Origin of the sequence: Ensifer adhaerens (genome assembly GCF_002940685.1) — a bacterium.
Taxonomy (GTDB): domain Bacteria; phylum Pseudomonadota; class Alphaproteobacteria; order Rhizobiales; family Rhizobiaceae; genus Ensifer; species Ensifer adhaerens_E.
Map to the genome: position 1 here is coordinate 41715 of NZ_PNFP01000024.1, position 15689 is coordinate 57403.

The following is a 15689-nucleotide window of genomic DNA, read 5'->3' on the forward strand; positions in this document are numbered from 1 at the left end:
GCGAACTCGGCGTCAATGTAGCCCGCCGACACCCAGCAGCCGCTCGACGGCGTCGTGATCCCCAGCCAGGGCTTCCGGCGTTCCTGTCCAGGCGATCCGGCCGCGTTCGAGCACGATCACCCGGTCGGCAAAATCGAGCGCGCTCTGAATGCGTTGCTCGACCAGAACGATCGTCATGTCGCCGGTCTTTGCCAGTTCGGCGAACGCCTTCATCAGCTCTTCGCAGATGACGGGCGCCAGGCCCTCCAACGGCTCGTCGAGAAGCAGGATCGACGGGCGGCCGAGGATGGAACGCGCCGTCGACAGCATCTGCTGCTCGCCGCCGGAGAGCTGGCTGCCGAGATTGCGCCGCCGCTCGAAGAGGCGCGGGAACATGTCGTAGGCTTCCTGGATCGCGCTTTTCGGGCGGTTCTTGAGGCCGACGAACAGGTTCTCCTCGACGGTCAGCGTCGGGAAGACGCAGCGCGCCTGCGGCACGAAGCCGAGCCCCTGCATGGCGCGGGCAGCGCTCGCCAGCCCCGTCACGTCGGTCCCGCCCATACGGATGCGCCCGTCATAACGTCGCGTCTGGCCGGCAAGGGTCGCAAGCAGCGTCGTCTTGCCCATGCCGTTGCGGCCGAGCACGGCGAGCCGGGCGCCAGCCGGAACGGCAAAGGACACACCCTCGAGCACGCGCGTCGGCCCGTAGCCGGCGGACAGGTTTTCCACCTCAAGCGGCGTGGCTGGCATTGGCATAGCTCCCGAGATAGGCTTCCCGCACGCGCGGATCCTTGGTCACGTCAGACGGCGAACCGTCGAAGATGATCGCGCCGGCCGCCAGCACGACGACGCGTTTGGCGAAGCGGAAGACGAGGTCCATGTCGTGCTCGATCATCAACACGGCGAGATCGGCCGGCAGGTCGGCGAGCGCCTGTTCGATGCGACCGGTGTCGCTCTGCGGCACGCCGGCGGCGGGCTCGTCGAGCAGCAGCACTCGCGGCTTCAGCGCCAGCGCGACGGCGATCTCCAACAGCCGCTGCTGGCCGTAGGCAATCTCGCTCACCTTGCGGTGCATCAGCTCCTTGAGCCCGAGCTTGCCGAGAAGCTCTTCCACCTCGGCCATGACATCCGGCATGCCCAAAAAATTGCCGAAGAGGCGACCGGCGCGGCCGCTTCGTTGCAGAACGGCCAGCGCGACATGTTCGGCCGGCGTCATGTCGGCAAAGAGCCGCGTCACCTGGAACGAACGCACGAGCCCTCTTCGCACCCGGCCGATCGCATCGATACCGGTGACGGCCTCGCCGCCGATACGAACCTCGCCGGAATCCGGCTTGAGATTGCCGGTCACGAGATTGACGAAAGTCGTCTTGCCGGCGCCGTTCGGTCCGATCAGCGCAACGCGGTCGCCCGGCGCCATGCTGAGGCTGACGTCATTGGTGACGGCAAGCCCGCCAAAGGCGCGCTTCAGGTTGCGGACTTCGAAAATCGGCTGCATCACTGTGCCTCCTTGCGGCGGGCAAAGAACGCAGCCGCGGTGCCATAGATACCCTTCGGCGCGAACAGCACGACGGCGATCAACAGTGCGCCGACCATCGTCAGCCAGTGGAAGGGATTGGCCGCCGAGACCACGTCCTCGAAAAACATGAAGACGACGGTGCCCGTCAGCGCGCCGAACAGCGAGCCCGTACCGCCGAGCACCAGCATGACGAGGCTTTCGGCCGACATCGTAAAGGAGAGGCTGTCGAGGCCGACCACCTGGGTGGAGATCGCATTCAGCGCGCCGCCAACGCCGGCAACGGCGCCGGAGATGACATACATTTTCGTCAGCGCCATCTTCGGCGACGCGCCCATGGAGCGGATGCGGATCGGATCCTCCTTGATGCCCCGGCACAGCATGCCGAAGGGCGAGCGCACGATCAGGCGCAGCACGACGAAAACGATGGCAAGCAAGACTACGCCGAAGACATAGGCCGTGCGGCCCCAGAGATCGAACTCGTAGAGCCCGAGAAGCGCTGTCGGCGCGATGCCGGAGAGCCCGTCGCTGCCGCCCGTCCAGGACGAGGCCTTGTTGGCGAACTCATGGAAGAGGTGGATGAGCGCAATCGACAGCACCAGTTGCGGCAGCCCGTGTGCGCGAAGGATGACGACCCCGCAGACAAGCCCGGCCACCGCGCCGGCGACGATCCCGAAGGCGAGCATGGCGAGCGGATCGTTGATGCCGTAATGCGCCGAGGCGATGCCGGCGGCATAGGCGCCGGCGCCGAACAGGGCAGCGTGCCCGAGCGTCGCGACGCCGCAATAGCCGGTGACGAGGTCGAGCGAAAGCACCAGAAGTGCTGCCGCGATGATCCGGGTCAAAAGCGCCAGATTGTTGGGAAAGAGGAAGTAGCCGATCACCGCAACCAGCAGGATAACGGCCAGACCGGCAAGGTCGCCGCCGCCGAACCGCCGGCGGACCGGAGCGGTCGCGATCAAGTCGTTCGTCGTCGTCATGGTCATCCCTTGGCCCTCCCGGCGAGGCCGCGCGGGAAGACGCAGATGATCGCGATGACGGCCAGATAGAAGAAGAACTCGCCGAATTCCGGCATGAGATATCGGCCGGTCGTATCGATCGCGCCAAGCAGCAGGCAGGCGACGAGCGCGCCCGGGATCGAGCCAGCGCCGCCGACGGAGACGACGACGAGGAACGTCACCATGTAACGCAGCGCATAATAGGGCTCCACCGGTAGAAGCTCCGCGCCGACCACGCCGCCGAAGGCGGCAAGCCCGACGGCAACGGCAAAGCTCACGGCGTAGACGATTTCCGTGCGCACCCCGAGGGCCGCCGCCATCGCCGCATTGTCGACGGAGGCGCGCAATTTGACGCCGAAGGCGGTCTTTTCGATCGCGTACCAGAGGCCGGCCGCAACCACGAGGCCGCAGAGGATCGCAAAGATGCGATGGGTGGCGATCGCCCGGAAACCGAGATCGACGGACCCCTGCAATTCGCCAGGCAGCGGCACCGTCTTCAGCGTCGGGCCGAAGACATAGTTGGCGATGCCGATGATGCAGAACGTAATACCAATGGTCATCAGCACCTGGGTCAGTTCCGGCGCGCCGTAGATCCGCCGATAGAGCAGCCGCTCGATCGGTACGGCGATGATGATGGTGCCGAAGATCGCGAGCAGCACGGCAAAGCCGTAGGCAAGACCCAAATCGCGCGCTGCATAGGAGGCGATGTAACCGCCGATCATGGCAAAGGCGCCATGCGCCAGATTGACCACGCGCATCAGGCCCATGGTGACCGAAAGGCCGATGGAGATGACGAAGAGCACCATGCCATAGGCAAGGGCGTCGATCGCTATGCTGAGGACGGTTTGCATGGGGCTATCCGTTGCCCTTTCTTCCAAATTTGGCTGCGCCGGATTCGGTGCGCACTATGCGCGGAGCGGCAGTCAGGCGCCAGCATTCGCGGCGCTGCAGGCGCGCCGGTCCGTTCACGTCCAACCGGTCAGCGCATCAGCGGTGTCGGCGGGCGCCGAGCGCCCGCCTAAATCAACTACTTCAGCGCGGCGAGACCAGGGTCGCCCTGTTTTTCGAAGGTCTGGATTTCCTTGTTGTAGTAGGTGCCGTCATCGGCCTTGGCGACTTCACGCAGATAGATGTTCTGGGTGATGTGGCGCGATTCCGCGTCGATGCTGACCGGCCCACGCGGGCTCGTCCAGGAGAGACCCTTGACGGCTTCCACGGCCTTCGCCGCATCCTGCTCGCCGCCAGTCGCCTCGATCATCTTGTAGATCACATGCATGCCGTCATAGGCGCCGACCGAGGGGAAGGAGAGCTCGGCCGGGTTGCCGATCGCCTTGCCGGCCGCCTCGACGAAGGCCTTGTTTTCCGGTGAATCGTGCGAGACCGCATAGTGGAAGGTCGTCTGGATGCCGAGTGCCGCTTCACCAAGCGCCGGCAGGTCGGACTCCTGCGTCAGGTCGCCGGGCGCGAAGAACTTGATGCCGCCGTCCTTGAGCCCGTTTTCCTTGAAGGCCTTGACGAAACCGAGCGTCGTCGGCCCGGACGGCAGGAAGGCGAAGACGCCCTCGGCGCCCGAATCCTTGATGCGCTGCATGATCGGCGAGAAGTCGTTGGTGGCGAGCGGCATGCGGATCGCCTCGACCACCTGGCCGCCGGCCGCCTCGAAACCCGCCTTGAAGGCGTTCTCGGCATCAACGCCCGGGCCGTAGTCGCTGACGACGGAGATCACCTTGGAGACGCCCGCGTCCTTGGCGACCTTGGCGATCGGCGTCGAGGTCTGCCAGGTGGTGAACGAGGTGCGCACGACGAGCGGGCTCTTGGTGACGATCGCCGAGGTCGCCGCGTTCATGATGACGAGTGGCACATTCGCTTGCGTGAGCAACGGCGTCACCGCCATCGCATCCGGGGTGAAATAGAAGCCGGCGAGATACTGCACGCCTTCCTTGACCACGAGTTCCTGCGCCAGCGCCTTCGCCTGCGCGGGGTCGGCCTGCGGCACGTCGCGGTAGATGATCTCGATATCGTCGTCGCCAACCTTGCTGCCGTTCAGAGCCATATAGGCGTCGATGCCGGCCTTGAAATTCTTGCCCTGGAGCGCGAAGGGACCGGAGAATGGTCCGACGACACCGATCTTGATCGTATCGGCATAGGCCGCGCCACCCATTGCCAAGGCCGCAACTGCAGCCAGAATCATGCGTTTCATATTTCCTCCCTGAGATGCCGGCCACTCCCGTACCCGCATCCTCCGTGCAAACGCCAGACAATTTGATAGTCGTCAGCTTGCCATGCCAAACGGTAATGTAAAAATGAAATATGGGGCGCCAATCATAATTTGGGGGTTATGTTTTGGTGCTTACCACGACCGCCGACAAACATACTTTCGGCGGTGGTCCCGCCCATCCGGCAGCTCCCTGGAAACACCGTCACACTTGTTACTCCCGCCGATCCTCTCGGGGTGTCAAGCTGTTCAGGACTGCGAGGCAGACACCTGGCCTTGCGATGCCAGGCTTTGTTGAAACGAGGAGATACGGCACCATGACCCAGACAATCGAGAAACGCGAGAATGATCGCACGGACGGCGGAGCTGCCATGCAGAAGCCGGCGGTGGTTTCGCCGCAGGCATGGGAAGCGGCGTGGCAAAAGATGCTGGCGAAGGAAAAGGCCCACACCCGCGCCAGCGATGCGCTTGCCGCCGAGCGCCGGCGCATGCCCTGGATGGCTGTGACCAGGGACTATCTGTTCGAGGGGCCTGCCGGCAAGGCGAGCCTGCTCGATCTCTTCGCCGGACGGCACCAGTTGATCGTCTATCGCGCCTTCTACGAGCCGGGCGTCTACGGCTGGCCGGATCACGGTTGCCCCGGCTGTTCCATGGTCGCCGACCAGGTTGCGCACCTGTCGCATCTCAATGCCCGCGACACGACCCTGGTTTTTGCCTCGCGTGCCCCGCAGGCGGATATCGCCAGGCTGAAGGCGCGCATGGGCTGGACGATGCCCTGGTACACCATCACCGACAGCTTCGACGCCGATTTCGGCGTGGACGAGTGGCATGGTCACAATGTCTTTTTCCGCGACGGCGAGCGGCTGTTTCGCACCTACTTCGTCAACAATCGCGGTGACGAGCAGATGGGCGGCACCTGGAACTATCTCGACATCACGGCGCTCGGACGCCAGGAAGCCTGGGAGAATTCCCCTGCCGGATACCCCCAGACGCCGCCCTACAAATGGTGGAACTGGAACGACAGCTATGTCGAAGGAGCAGCCCCCGATAAGAGGTGGGTGGAGGTATCGGATGCCGGAGAGGCTGCAATGCGCGCCCCCGACGCGAGCCCGAAGCCATGAGCGTCGGCGCCCGTTCCGGCGAGCGCGACGGGCGGATGCCCTCCCCCACCCGTTGGGTGGCAGCGGCTCTGGCCCTCGCCGCCGCCCCCACCTTTGCCCTGATGGCGGTCCTGACGAGCGCGGATCCGATGCTGTGCGGCGGGACCGAGCAAACGGCGATCGGCGGGATGACAGCCATGTACCTGCTGATGGGCGCCTTTCACCTTCAGCCCTGGCTGAAACTGATCGACATCAGAAGGGGCTAAGGGATCAGCCTCGGCCTCGCTCAGTCAGGGGCGGGCCGGCCGCTGAAAACCTGCCGTGCGACGGGCTTCTGTCGCACGGCACGCAAAAGATGTGGAAACGCCGATGGGCATATGTCCCTGAAATCGGTCCGTGGGCATGCTGTCCGAGTCGGTGAAGCAAGCGACTTCTCGGCTTGAAGTACGGAACGGTTCCACTAGGTAGATTTGGCGAGGTCTCCGGCAATTGCATCTGCCGGAAACGCTTAGTCGCTTTCCCGGTGTGATCGGTTCCGATCGGGAAATACAGCGAATCAGGAAGTTGACCTTGAGTGTTGCCGCGCCTCAACCGAACCCGACACGTATCAAGGGCCGCCTGTTGCCTTGGGCGGGCGCCCTGCTGCTCTGCGCTACAGCCGCTGCATCAGCGCTCTACTATCTGACGGGAGCGAGAGAGCCTTCTTCGGAAATAGCGGCAGTCGCCGCGACCGGCGCCGATGGCGAAGCACCGATGGTGCGTCCGCCGAGCTTCGAGATCCTCTTCAGTGACGGCGATCGCGGGCTGATGGTCTACGAGGGGTACGTCTATGTCGTGCGACTCGGCGACAAAATGCCGAACGGCCGCCGCATGATCGGATTCCAGAAACGGGACGGAAACTGGGCTGCGGTGACGCTTTGACGGCTTGCGCCGGCCCCGCATTGTGGATGTTAACGCTTTGTTAACGCTCGCTTGCAAGGCAGGGATAACCCCCATTTAGCCACGGTTGCCACCCAGGGCGAACTGGCGCAACTCTTTGTTAAAGAGTCGTGAATCAGTGCTTTGGATGGTAGAGAATGATTAACAAGAAGCTACAGGATGAGCTGGTCGAGCTCGACGAAAGCCCTGCGTTCGAAGGCCGTTCCGTCATGAGCGAGCGCGCCGTGCAGGGAATTCCACTCGCAATCGAGGCGGTGATCGGACGCGCCAAGCTGACCGTATCGCAGATCTCGAAACTCCATCAGGACGATACGATCCACCTCGACCGAAACTTCGGCGAACCGGTGGAACTCAAGGTCAACGGCATGGTGATCGGCCGCGGCGAGATCGTCTTCGACGAAGCGACCAACGCCATCGGCATCAAGATCATCGAAATATCCCCGATCGGCGCCCAATAGGCGCAGGTCGCCGGTCGTCGGCGGAACTTGGCTTCGACGGCCAGCAAGGCTATGTCGTTAGCTCAACGACACGATCCGATACGGGAGGAGCCTCATATGCTGATCGATGGAAAAGTCTTTATTGTCACCGGTGGCGGCTCGGGTCTCGGTGCAGCCGTCGCACGCAGGCTGCATGGTGCCGGTGCCCGTGTGGTGCTCGCCGACGTCGACGCGGCGGCCGGCCAGCAGATGGCCGACGAACTGGGCAGCAACGCGCTTTTCCAGAAGACCGATGTCACCAATGAAGCGGATGGGGTCGCCGCCGTGGCGGCAGCGCTCGGCCGCTTCGGCCATCTGCACGGGCTTGTGAACTGTGCCGGCATCGCGCCCGGAGAAAAGGTGCTCGGCCGCGACGGCCCGCATCGCCTGGAGAGCTTTTCGCGCGCGGTCACGATCAACCTGATCGGCACGTTCAACATGCTCCGGCTTGCCTCCGAGGCGATCCAGCGGGAGGAACCGGGTGACGACGGCGAACGCGGGGTTATCGTCAACACCGCATCGGTTGCCGCCTTCGACGGCCAGATCGGCCAGGCCGCCTATGCGGCTTCCAAGGGCGGCGTCGTCTCGATGACGCTGCCGATCGCCCGCGAACTCGCACGCCACGGCATCCGCGTGGTCGCCATTGCGCCGGGAATCTTCGAAACGCCGATGATGGCCGGCATGCCGCAGGAGGTACAGGATTCGCTCGGCAAGAGCGTGCCCTTCCCGCAGCGCCTCGGCAAACCCGAGGAGTTCGCGGCGCTCGTCGAACATATCTGCGAGAACCGCATGCTCAATGGCGAGGTCATCCGCCTCGACGGCGCGCTGCGCATGGGCGCACGCTGACGAGACCCTTACCGCGCCGCCGGTCCTCAGCCGGCGAAACGAAGGCTATCGCGCCGCTCAGGCGGCGCGATCGGCAGGCCTGACGATATAGGCGCAACGCCGCGCGCCGGCGAGAATATGCTCTGTTCGCTCGACGTTAATGCCGGGGCCGAGCACGGCGCAAAACACGCTCAACTCCGCCCGGCAGAAGCCCTGGCAACTCGTTGCGGCGGCACAGATCGGGCAATGGTTCTCGACGAAGAGCAGCGTGCCGTCGCCCGGGTCCTCGCAGGCAGCCATGTAGCCTTCCTGCGAGCGCAGCCGCACCAGTTCGTCGACCCGTTCGCGCAGGCCCGTCTTCTCCGCCATCGCCGTACGATAGTTCTGACGCGTCTCGTCCTCGCGCGCCGCGATCAGCCGATCGATCGCCGCCTCGCCGAGTGTCTGCCGGATCGTCCGCAAGAGCTGGACGGTCAGCTCCGCATGCGTATCGGGAAACTCCGCATGGCCGGCGGCCGTCAGCCCCCAGAACTGCGACGGACGTCCGACACCCTTTGCCTCCGACCACGACAGGACGAGGCCTTCTTCGGCAAGACGCACCAGCTGCTGGCGTGCGGCCTCGCCGGTAATGGAGAGGCGCCCGCCGAGTGCGGCGGCCGTCTGCGGACCATGCAGCTTGAGCGCCAGCATGATGCGCTCGCCCGGCGTGCGGCCGTTGCTTTGCTCTGGATTTAACAAGGGATCGCTTGACATATTCCCGGACACAGATTTACAAAGAGTTGTCTTGCTAAATACACGTTCAGCGGTTCGCAGACAAGTGATCCGTCGAGCGTGTCCCGCCCGCAAAGGAATTGACCATGGCCTTCGAACTTCCCGCCCTCCCCTATGCACCCGCAGCACTCGCCGAAAACGGCATGAGCGCCGAAACGATCGAGTTCCATCACGGCAAGCATCATCAGGCCTATGTCACCGCGCTGAACGGTTTCGTCGAAAAGGACGCCTCGCTCGCCGGCCTGTCGCTGGAGGAGATCATTCGCCTCAGCCACGGCAAGGCGGAACTGGCGCCGGTGTTCAACAATGCCGGCCAGCACTGGAACCACATCCTGTTCTGGAACAACTTGTCACCCAAGGGCGGCCAGATCCCCGGCGCGCTCGAAAAGAAGATCGCGGAAGACTTCGGCAGCGTCACCGCCTTCAAGGATGCCTTCAAGGCGGCCGCCACCGGCCAGTTCGGCTCCGGCTGGGCCTGGCTCGTGCTTGGCACCGACGGCAAGCTCAAGGTGACGAAGACTGCCAACGGCTCCAATCCGGTCGCCACCAACGAGGGCAAGGCGCTGCTCGGCCTCGATGTCTGGGAACATGCCTATTACATCGACTTCCGCAACCGCCGGCCGGATTACACCTCTAACTTCCTCGACAAGCTCGCCAACTACGAGTTTGCCGAAGCGGAACTGAAGTCCGCCTGATCGGTAAAGACCGCCGCAAAGCCGGAACCGGCGCCCACGGGCGGTCGATCAGCGAATTTGCGGCAGCCCCCTCGCCCCCCGCCTGAGCCAGGGCTTCCGCAGACCCCGTGGCGTCTCCCCGCCGCCACGGGTAATCCTCAGTTGGAACAAGATCCATGCGCCAGACACCTCCGCTTTCCGTCGACATCGACGCCCACGCCGATCTCGCCGTATCGAAACCGGAGTTCGCCGACACGCTGTCGCATCTCGCCGCCACCGTCTGCGTTGTCAGTGCCGGCAAAGGCACCGGCAGTCTCGGTCGCACCGTGACGGCGACTTTCTCGCTTTCCGCCAACCCGCCGTCGATCGTCGTTTCGATCAAGGCGGATAGTCCGCTTGCCGCGCTGATCACGGCCGAGCAGGGCTTCTCGCTCGCCATGCTGGCCGAGGGGCAGGACCTGATCGCGGATGCATTTGCCGGCAGGATCGAGGCATCCAAGCGCTACCTCGTCGGCATCTGGGCCGACTGGCCGAGCGCGCGGCCGAGGTTGCTCGGGGCCGCCGCCGCGCTCGACTGCCAGCTCGCCGCTTCGATCGAGGTCGGCGACCACATGCTGTTCGTGGGAACAATTGTCGCAACCGAGACTTCCACCCATGCCGACCCCTTGATCTGGAGCCGCCGACGGTACCAGTCTCTCGACAGGACGAGATCGTTGCCGGCGCGACCGAGCAACGGGCATGCGACCCTCACCCCAAGCAAGCCTGCGGCCTGAACGGGCGCTCGCGCAGGAGGAACGCCAACAATGCGGCAAACACTCGAAAAGCTCTTGCAGGACGGCAAGGACGACGCCCTGCTGCGCTTCACGCTCGGCAGCATCTGCCTTCAGGAGGCGGACCTCGAAACCGCGCTTGCCCACGTCGAGCGGGCGATCGCCTTCGATCCGGACTATTCGGCCGCATGGAAACTGCGCGGCGCGATCCTGCACAAGCTCGGCCGCCACCAGGAGGCGATCGACGTTTGGCGCGAAGGTCGTACAGTGGCGGAACGCAAGGGCGACCTGCAGGCGGCAAAGGAAATCGCCGTCTTCCTGAAACGCCTTGAGCGCCAGTGCATCGCCGCCAACAGGAACGAATAGCCCCACCCGGAACCTGGAGCAGGCCCGGCAGCGGTGCCGAGCCCAGACCTAGCGCTAGGGCTCAACTCACTTGAAGACCGACGGCAGCCACAGCGACAGCGCCGGAATGTAGGTGACGGCCATCAGCACCGCGATGCTGGCACCGAAGAACGGCCAGATCGTGCGCATCGCCTCGCGAATGGAGATCCCTCCGACAGCGCAGCCGACGAACAACACGGTTCCGACCGGCGGTGTGTTGAGGCCGATGCCGGCGTTCAGGATCATCACCACCCCGAAATGCACGGGGTCGATGCCGAAGGCCTTGACGACCGGCAACAGCACCGGCGTGCAGATGATTACCATCGGCGCCATGTCCATGAAGGTGCCAAGGAAGAGCAGGATGATGTTGATGACGAGCAGCACGATGATCGGGTTTTCCGAGATCGCGCTGATCGCACTGATCATCAGCGCCTGCACCTGCAGGAAGGCCATCAGCCAGCCGAAGGACGCCGCCATGCCGATGACCAGCAGCACCATCGCGGTGGTGCGCACCGCCCCCATGACCGCCTCGACGAAACCCGCCCAGTTGAGTTCGCGATAGACCAGCATGGCAACGAGGAAGGCGTAGAGCACGGCGATGCAGGAGCTCTCGGTCGCCGTGAAGACGCCAGAGCGCACGCCGCCGAAGATGATGCCGATCAGCACGATGCCCGGGAACGACGCGAGCAGGTAGTAGAAGACCTTGGAAAAGCCCGGAAACGGCTCGGCCGGATAGCCGCGGCGCCGTGCAACGACGTAGGCCGTTACCATCAGCGCAAGCGCAAGCAGCAGGCCCGGAATGATGCCGGCGGTAAAGAGATCGGCGACCGAGACATTGCCGCCGGCGGCGATCGAGTAGAGGATCATGTTGTGCGACGGCGGCACCATCAGCGCGATGATCGCCGCATTGACGGTGACGTTGACGGCATAGTCGCGGTCATAGCCGCGCTTTGCCATCTGCGGGATCATCAGGCCGCCGACCGCCGAGGCATCGGCGACAGCCGAACCGGAAATGCCGCCAAAGAGCGTCGAGGCGACGATATTGACCTGTCCGAGACCACCGCGCAGGTGGCCGACAAGGCCGGCGGCAAACTGGATCAGCCGGTTGGCGATGCCGCCGCGCACCATCAGGTCGCCGGCGAAGATGAAGAACGGGATCGCCATCATCGCAAAGACGTTCATGCCGGAGTTCAGCTGCTGGAACACCACCACCGGCGGCAGGCCGAGATACAGTACGGTGGCGAAGGACGCGATACCGAGGCAAAAGGCGATCGGCGTGCCGATGAACATCAGCAGGGTGAAGACCCCGAAAAGGATAACGTAAGCCATTCAGGCCATCTCCTGCACGACGACATCGGCAGCGACGTCGACGCCCAAAACCAGATCAACGAAGCGCTCGGCAGCAAACAGGGCGATCATCAGGCCGCCGACGATCAGCGGAAAGAAATCGACGCCGCCTGGCCAGCCGAGAACGGGAATGCTGGCGGTCCACGTGCCGAGGCAAAGAAGCAGGCCGTAATAGGCCATGGACGCCCCGAATATGACGATCAAGCCGAGGCTCGTCAGATCCATGGCCAGCTGGACGGAGGGCTTCATCACGTGGCGGATGACATCGAGGCCGAGATGCACGCTCTCGCGCACGCCGACGGCGGCGCCGAGCATGATGAACCAGGCCATGAGGTGCAGCGCCAGGGGCTCCGACCAGCTTGGCGAGTCATTCAGGACGTAGCGGGCAAAGACCTGCCAGCCGACGATCAACGTCATGGCGACCATGCCGGTGCCGGCGATGTAGAGCGACGCGCGGCTCAGCACCCCGAGAGCCGGACGGATCGCCCGCATGAAACGACGCATGTTTCTTCCTCCTCCGCAAATGCGATCCGATGAACAGTTGGCAAGGCCGGCTCCGATGCCGAAACCGGCCCCGCTGCCGTCACTTGACCGCCTTCACCCTTTCGAGAAGGTCTTTCAGTTTCGGATCGCTGACGAACTGGTCGTAGACCGGTCCCATGGCAGCGGCGAACTCTTCCTTGTTGACCTTGATGACGTTCGAGCCGGCGGCCCGGACCTTCTCCTCCGAAGCCTTCTCGCGCGCACTCCAGAGCTCTCGCATCTTGCCGACGCTGTCTTTTGCGGCCTGACGAAGCAGCGTCTGGTCTTCGGAGGAAAGCTTGTCCCAGCTCGTCTTGGAAATGACCAGGATTTCCGGATTGAGCGAGTGTTCGGTGAGCGAATAGTTCTTGGCCACCTCGAAATGGCGGGCGGATTCGTAGGACGGCCAGTTGTTTTCGGCACCATCGACGACGCCGGTCTCGAGCGAGGAATAGACTTCGCCCATCGGCATCGGCGTCGGGTTGGCGCCGAAGGCCTGCATCATGGCGATCCAGAGGTCGGACTGCTGCACACGGATCTTCAATCCCTTGAGGTCGGCGAGTTTCTCGATCGGCTTCTTGGTGGTGTAGAAGGAACGCGCGCCGCTATCGTAGAAGGCAAGGCCGACCAAGCCATGGGGCTCGAAGGCCGCCAGAATTTCGTCGCCGATCGGGCCGTCGACGGTCTTGTGCATGTGTTCCGTCGAGCGGAACAGGAACGGCATGCCGAGAACCATCGTCTCCTTGACGAGGTTGTTGAAGGGTGCGGCGTTGACGCGGTTCATGTCGATGACGCCGAAGCGGGTCTGCTCAATCGTGTCCTTCTCGCCGCCGAGCACGCCGTTGTTCATGACCTCGATCTTGATGCGCCCGTTGGTGCGCTCGGAGAGCAGCTGCCCCATGTATTTGACGGCATCGACCGTCGGGTAGCCGTCCGGATGGATGTCGGCCGAACGCAGGGTGATTTCCTGCGCCTGCGCCGCTGTGCCGGCAAACGCCAGCCCCATGGCGACGCAAAGCATACCTGCAATTTTCTTCATGTTTTCCTCCTCCACTTATTCGTGCTTCGGCCTCTCCCAAGGCCGCGTTTGCGCCCATCCGGACCGGCATGCGAATTCCTCATGTCATGGGTGCCGCGGAAGCCCAGGGGCTTCCACGGCAATTACACGGCGGCCAGGACCGGCAGTTTGAACAGCTGCTCCGGGTTCTCGACGAGGGCCTGCTGTCTGGCCCGTTCGTTCGGAAGCCAGCCGAGAACCAGCTCGGCCAGCCGCGCATCGTCAGGGTAGTCCTCCGTCTTGCGGATCATGTTGTGCGGCCAGTTCGAACCCCAGACGATGCGCTCCGCCGCATGTTGGGCAATCCGCCGCGAGAAAGCCGCCACGTCGGCATAGGGCCAGCCGTCGCGCGAACTCTCGTAGACACCGGCGAACTTGAACCAGACATTGCCCCGGTCGATCAGCTTCAAAAGCGCCGCGATCTCCGGCCCATCCGGATCGACCCCGGCAAAAAACTTGCCGTGGTGGTCAAGCACCCAGCGCGACCGGATGCGCTCCAGCCGCGGCAGGTGGTCGAGCAAGCGGTTGCCGTCAAACTGGACGGCGAGCATCCAGTCGGCGGCGTGCGTCCGCGCATCGACCGCCTCGAGCGCATCGAGCCCCACCGCCCCGCCGGGCAAGTCCATGATACGGGCACCGACAACACCCGCGTCGCCGAGCGTGCGCATGTCCGCATCCGACGTCGCCTCGTCGACAACGGCGACGCCACGTGCGACGTCGCCCATCTCGGCCAGGCAGGCGAGCAAATTGGCGTTGTCCTTCTGATGCGCGTTGCCCTGGGTGATGATCACCCGGTCGATGCCGAGCCAGGCCATCACCTGGCGGTAGGCGGCCGCATCCGGCAACGGCTCGGCCGGCAGAGGGGGGCCGCCGGGAAGCGCCGGATAGCCTGGCCGATACATGTGCATCTGCGCATCGACCGTGCCCTTTGGCAGGCGCGGTTCAGGCGGGCGGCCGGAGAGGGTGCGCTCGATCATCGCGCGATCTCGGGCATCTTGAACTCGGCGAGCGCGTCACGATCGACCTCGATGCCGAGACCGGGCGCATCGGGAATGGCGACGACACCGTTCGCCGCCTCGATCGGCGTCTTCAGCACCGCCTGGCGGAACGGATTTTCCGTGCGGTCGAATTCCATGATCGGTTCGATCGGGTTGACCCTGACCGGGTCCGGCGTCATCGCCGCCATGAATTGCAGCGCGGCGGCGATATGCACGCCGGTGCCCCAGACATGCGGCACGATGCGGACACCGTGCAGCGTCGCGAGGCTCGCGATCTTCGCCATTTCGGAGAACCCGCCGCAGCCGCAGAGATCGGGCTGCAGGATATCGACGGCCCGGCTCTTAATCGCCGGCCACATGCCATAACGGCTGTGCCAGGTCTCGCCGCCGGCGACCGGGATCGGCTGGCCGGCCCTGACCTCGCGATAGGCGGAGAGCTGTTCGGGCACGACAGGCTCCTCGAACCAGTCGACGTCATAGTCCGCCGCCGCCTTGCCGAGCCGGATCGCCTCGGTGACGGTGTAGCCGTGATTGCCGTCAATCATCAGCCGCATCTCGTCGCCGATCGCCTCGCGCACCGCGCGGATCACCTGCAGGTCCTCGTCGATCCCGAAGCCGATCTTGATCTTGCAGGCGTGAAAGCCCTGCGCCCGGCGCTCCGCCATCTCCGCCGCATTGTCGGAGACCCGGTCGACGCCGTCTCGCTTGAAGCTGCCGGTCGCATAGGCGCGCACGCTCTCGCGCCAGCGGCCGCCAAGCAGCATGGAGACGGAAGCGCCGTAGTGCTTGCCCTTGATATCCCAGAGCGCGATGTCGATGCCGGAGAGGGCCGTGACAGCCAGGCCACGCTGCCCTTGATCGCGCAGCGCATTGTAGAGGATCGCCCAGAGCTTTTCGGTCTGGCGCGGATCCTGGCCGATCAGCCAGGGAGAGTAGGCGGCCACCACGGCCGCATTCGGCCTTGCCGGGCCGAGGCATTCACCCCAGCCGATCGTTCCGTCGTCGCATTCGATCTCGACAAGCACATGGGCGCGACGATCGAAGCGCGCCGAGGCGCTTTCGAAAGGTACGGCCAACCGATGTTCGAGGAGATGGGTGCGGACGGCGGTGATCTTCATGGC

General features: G+C 64.3%; 19 protein-coding genes. 8 read left to right on the forward strand and 11 right to left on the reverse strand.

Features of this window, described 5'->3' with window-relative positions; translation table 11 throughout:
• Positions 1–12: 12 nt before the first annotated feature.
• The 5 genes from C1A35_RS32210 to C1A35_RS32230 form a co-directional block, all read right to left on the reverse strand.
• The gene (locus tag C1A35_RS32210) at positions 13–729 is read right to left on the reverse strand and encodes an ABC transporter ATP-binding protein (RefSeq protein WP_104668309.1); all 717 of its coding nucleotides are present in this window, start codon (positions 727–729) and stop codon (positions 13–15) included.
• Entirely contained in the window at positions 710–1474 is a 765-nt protein-coding gene (locus C1A35_RS32215) for an ABC transporter ATP-binding protein (protein WP_104668310.1), read from the reverse strand. Before C1A35_RS32215 ends, C1A35_RS32210 begins: the two co-directional genes overlap by 20 nt.
• On the reverse strand, positions 1474–2478 hold the full coding sequence (locus tag C1A35_RS32220) for a branched-chain amino acid ABC transporter permease (RefSeq protein ID WP_104668311.1): 1005 nt from the start codon (positions 2476–2478) through the stop codon (positions 1474–1476). The genes C1A35_RS32215 and C1A35_RS32220 overlap by 1 nt, the downstream gene beginning before the upstream one ends.
• On the reverse strand, positions 2475–3341 hold the full coding sequence (locus C1A35_RS32225) for a branched-chain amino acid ABC transporter permease (RefSeq protein WP_104668312.1): 867 nt from the start codon (positions 3339–3341) through the stop codon (positions 2475–2477). The genes C1A35_RS32220 and C1A35_RS32225 overlap by 4 nt, the downstream gene beginning before the upstream one ends.
• 176 nt (positions 3342–3517) lie before the next feature.
• Positions 3518–4690, reverse strand: a complete 1173-nt coding sequence (locus tag C1A35_RS32230; protein WP_104668313.1) for an ABC transporter substrate-binding protein — start codon at positions 4688–4690, stop codon at positions 3518–3520.
• A gap of 332 nt (positions 4691–5022) precedes the next feature.
• Between C1A35_RS32230 and C1A35_RS32235 the strand changes: the two genes are divergently transcribed.
• The 5 genes from C1A35_RS32235 to C1A35_RS32250 all read left to right on the forward strand — a co-directional run bounded on the left by C1A35_RS32235 (position 5023) and on the right by C1A35_RS32250 (position 8066).
• On the forward strand, positions 5023–5826 hold the full coding sequence (locus C1A35_RS32235) for a DUF899 domain-containing protein (RefSeq protein WP_104668314.1): 804 nt from the start codon (positions 5023–5025) through the stop codon (positions 5824–5826).
• On the forward strand, positions 5823–6071 hold the full coding sequence (locus tag C1A35_RS32240; protein WP_104668315.1) for a hypothetical protein: 249 nt from the start codon (positions 5823–5825) through the stop codon (positions 6069–6071). The genes C1A35_RS32235 and C1A35_RS32240 overlap by 4 nt, the downstream gene beginning before the upstream one ends.
• A gap of 304 nt (positions 6072–6375) precedes the next feature.
• Complete coding sequence (locus C1A35_RS36150; protein WP_158665221.1) at positions 6376–6726, forward strand: hypothetical protein; 351 nt, start codon at positions 6376–6378, stop codon at positions 6724–6726.
• 155 nt (positions 6727–6881) lie between these two features.
• Positions 6882–7202, forward strand: coding sequence for a FliM/FliN family flagellar motor switch protein (locus tag C1A35_RS32245; protein WP_051659531.1), 321 nt, complete (start codon positions 6882–6884; stop codon positions 7200–7202).
• 96 nt (positions 7203–7298) lie between these two features.
• A complete protein-coding gene (locus tag C1A35_RS32250) occupies positions 7299–8066 on the forward strand; it encodes a 3-hydroxyacyl-CoA dehydrogenase (RefSeq protein ID WP_104668316.1) in 768 nt (255 codons plus the stop codon).
• A gap of 57 nt (positions 8067–8123) precedes the next feature.
• Here C1A35_RS32250 and C1A35_RS32255 read toward each other — a convergent pair whose 3' ends face one another.
• Positions 8124–8735 (reverse strand): helix-turn-helix transcriptional regulator, encoded by a 612-nt coding sequence (locus tag C1A35_RS32255; RefSeq protein WP_104668317.1) that lies wholly within the window; start codon positions 8733–8735, stop codon positions 8124–8126.
• 167 nt (positions 8736–8902) lie between these two features.
• Here C1A35_RS32255 and C1A35_RS32260 point away from each other — a divergent pair, with 167 nt between their 5' ends.
• From C1A35_RS32260 to C1A35_RS32270, 3 genes are all read left to right on the forward strand, one after another.
• A complete protein-coding gene (locus C1A35_RS32260; protein ID WP_104668318.1) occupies positions 8903–9511 on the forward strand; it encodes a superoxide dismutase in 609 nt (202 codons plus the stop codon).
• A 155-nt stretch (positions 9512–9666) separates the two neighbouring features.
• Entirely contained in the window at positions 9667–10263 is a 597-nt protein-coding gene (locus tag C1A35_RS32265) for a flavin reductase family protein (protein WP_104668319.1), read from the forward strand.
• A 30-nt stretch (positions 10264–10293) separates the two neighbouring features.
• Positions 10294–10626, forward strand: coding sequence for a tetratricopeptide repeat protein (locus C1A35_RS32270; RefSeq protein WP_104668320.1), 333 nt, complete (start codon positions 10294–10296; stop codon positions 10624–10626).
• 66 nt (positions 10627–10692) lie between these two features.
• On the opposite strand, the gene C1A35_RS32275 is transcribed toward C1A35_RS32270, so the two are convergent.
• The 5 genes from C1A35_RS32275 to C1A35_RS32295 form a co-directional block, all read right to left on the reverse strand.
• Entirely contained in the window at positions 10693–11973 is a 1281-nt protein-coding gene (locus tag C1A35_RS32275; RefSeq protein ID WP_104668321.1) for a TRAP transporter large permease, read from the reverse strand.
• On the reverse strand, positions 11974–12495 hold the full coding sequence (locus C1A35_RS32280) for a TRAP transporter small permease (RefSeq protein WP_104668322.1): 522 nt from the start codon (positions 12493–12495) through the stop codon (positions 11974–11976).
• 79 nt (positions 12496–12574) lie between these two features.
• Positions 12575–13552 (reverse strand): TRAP transporter substrate-binding protein, encoded by a 978-nt coding sequence (locus C1A35_RS32285; RefSeq protein WP_104668323.1) that lies wholly within the window; start codon positions 13550–13552, stop codon positions 12575–12577.
• Positions 13553–13674: 122 nt separating this feature from the next.
• The gene (locus tag C1A35_RS32290) at positions 13675–14547 is read right to left on the reverse strand and encodes an amidohydrolase family protein (RefSeq protein ID WP_234823093.1); all 873 of its coding nucleotides are present in this window, start codon (positions 14545–14547) and stop codon (positions 13675–13677) included.
• On the reverse strand, positions 14544–15686 hold the full coding sequence (locus C1A35_RS32295; protein ID WP_104668324.1) for a mandelate racemase/muconate lactonizing enzyme family protein: 1143 nt from the start codon (positions 15684–15686) through the stop codon (positions 14544–14546). The genes C1A35_RS32290 and C1A35_RS32295 overlap by 4 nt, the downstream gene beginning before the upstream one ends.
• Positions 15687–15689 lie beyond the last annotated feature (3 nt).

Coding starts and splice junctions, on each gene's coding strand:
- C1A35_RS32210 (WP_104668309.1), bottom strand. CDS start 729: ATGCCAGCCACGCCGCTTGAGGTGGAAAACCTGTCCGCCGGCTACGGG.
- C1A35_RS32215 (WP_104668310.1), bottom strand. CDS start 1,474: ATGCAGCCGATTTTCGAAGTCCGCAACCTGAAGCGCGCCTTTGGCGGG.
- C1A35_RS32220 (WP_104668311.1), bottom strand. CDS start 2,478: ATGACCATGACGACGACGAACGACTTGATCGCGACCGCTCCGGTCCGC.
- C1A35_RS32225 (WP_104668312.1), bottom strand. CDS start 3,341: ATGCAAACCGTCCTCAGCATAGCGATCGACGCCCTTGCCTATGGCATG.
- C1A35_RS32230 (WP_104668313.1), bottom strand. CDS start 4,690: ATGAAACGCATGATTCTGGCTGCAGTTGCGGCCTTGGCAATGGGTGGC.
- C1A35_RS32235 (WP_104668314.1), top strand. CDS start 5,023: ATGACCCAGACAATCGAGAAACGCGAGAATGATCGCACGGACGGCGGA.
- C1A35_RS32240 (WP_104668315.1), top strand. CDS start 5,823: ATGAGCGTCGGCGCCCGTTCCGGCGAGCGCGACGGGCGGATGCCCTCC.
- C1A35_RS32245 (WP_051659531.1), top strand. CDS start 6,882: ATGATTAACAAGAAGCTACAGGATGAGCTGGTCGAGCTCGACGAAAGC.
- C1A35_RS32250 (WP_104668316.1), top strand. CDS start 7,299: ATGCTGATCGATGGAAAAGTCTTTATTGTCACCGGTGGCGGCTCGGGT.
- C1A35_RS32255 (WP_104668317.1), bottom strand. CDS start 8,735: ATGCTGGCGCTCAAGCTGCATGGTCCGCAGACGGCCGCCGCACTCGGC.
- C1A35_RS32260 (WP_104668318.1), top strand. CDS start 8,903: ATGGCCTTCGAACTTCCCGCCCTCCCCTATGCACCCGCAGCACTCGCC.
- C1A35_RS32265 (WP_104668319.1), top strand. CDS start 9,667: ATGCGCCAGACACCTCCGCTTTCCGTCGACATCGACGCCCACGCCGAT.
- C1A35_RS32270 (WP_104668320.1), top strand. CDS start 10,294: ATGCGGCAAACACTCGAAAAGCTCTTGCAGGACGGCAAGGACGACGCC.
- C1A35_RS32275 (WP_104668321.1), bottom strand. CDS start 11,973: ATGGCTTACGTTATCCTTTTCGGGGTCTTCACCCTGCTGATGTTCATC.
- C1A35_RS32280 (WP_104668322.1), bottom strand. CDS start 12,495: ATGCGTCGTTTCATGCGGGCGATCCGTCCGGCTCTCGGGGTGCTGAGC.
- C1A35_RS32285 (WP_104668323.1), bottom strand. CDS start 13,552: ATGAAGAAAATTGCAGGTATGCTTTGCGTCGCCATGGGGCTGGCGTTT.
- C1A35_RS32290 (WP_234823093.1), bottom strand. CDS start 14,547: ATGATCGAGCGCACCCTCTCCGGCCGCCCGCCTGAACCGCGCCTGCCA.
- C1A35_RS32295 (WP_104668324.1), bottom strand. CDS start 15,686: ATGAAGATCACCGCCGTCCGCACCCATCTCCTCGAACATCGGTTGGCC.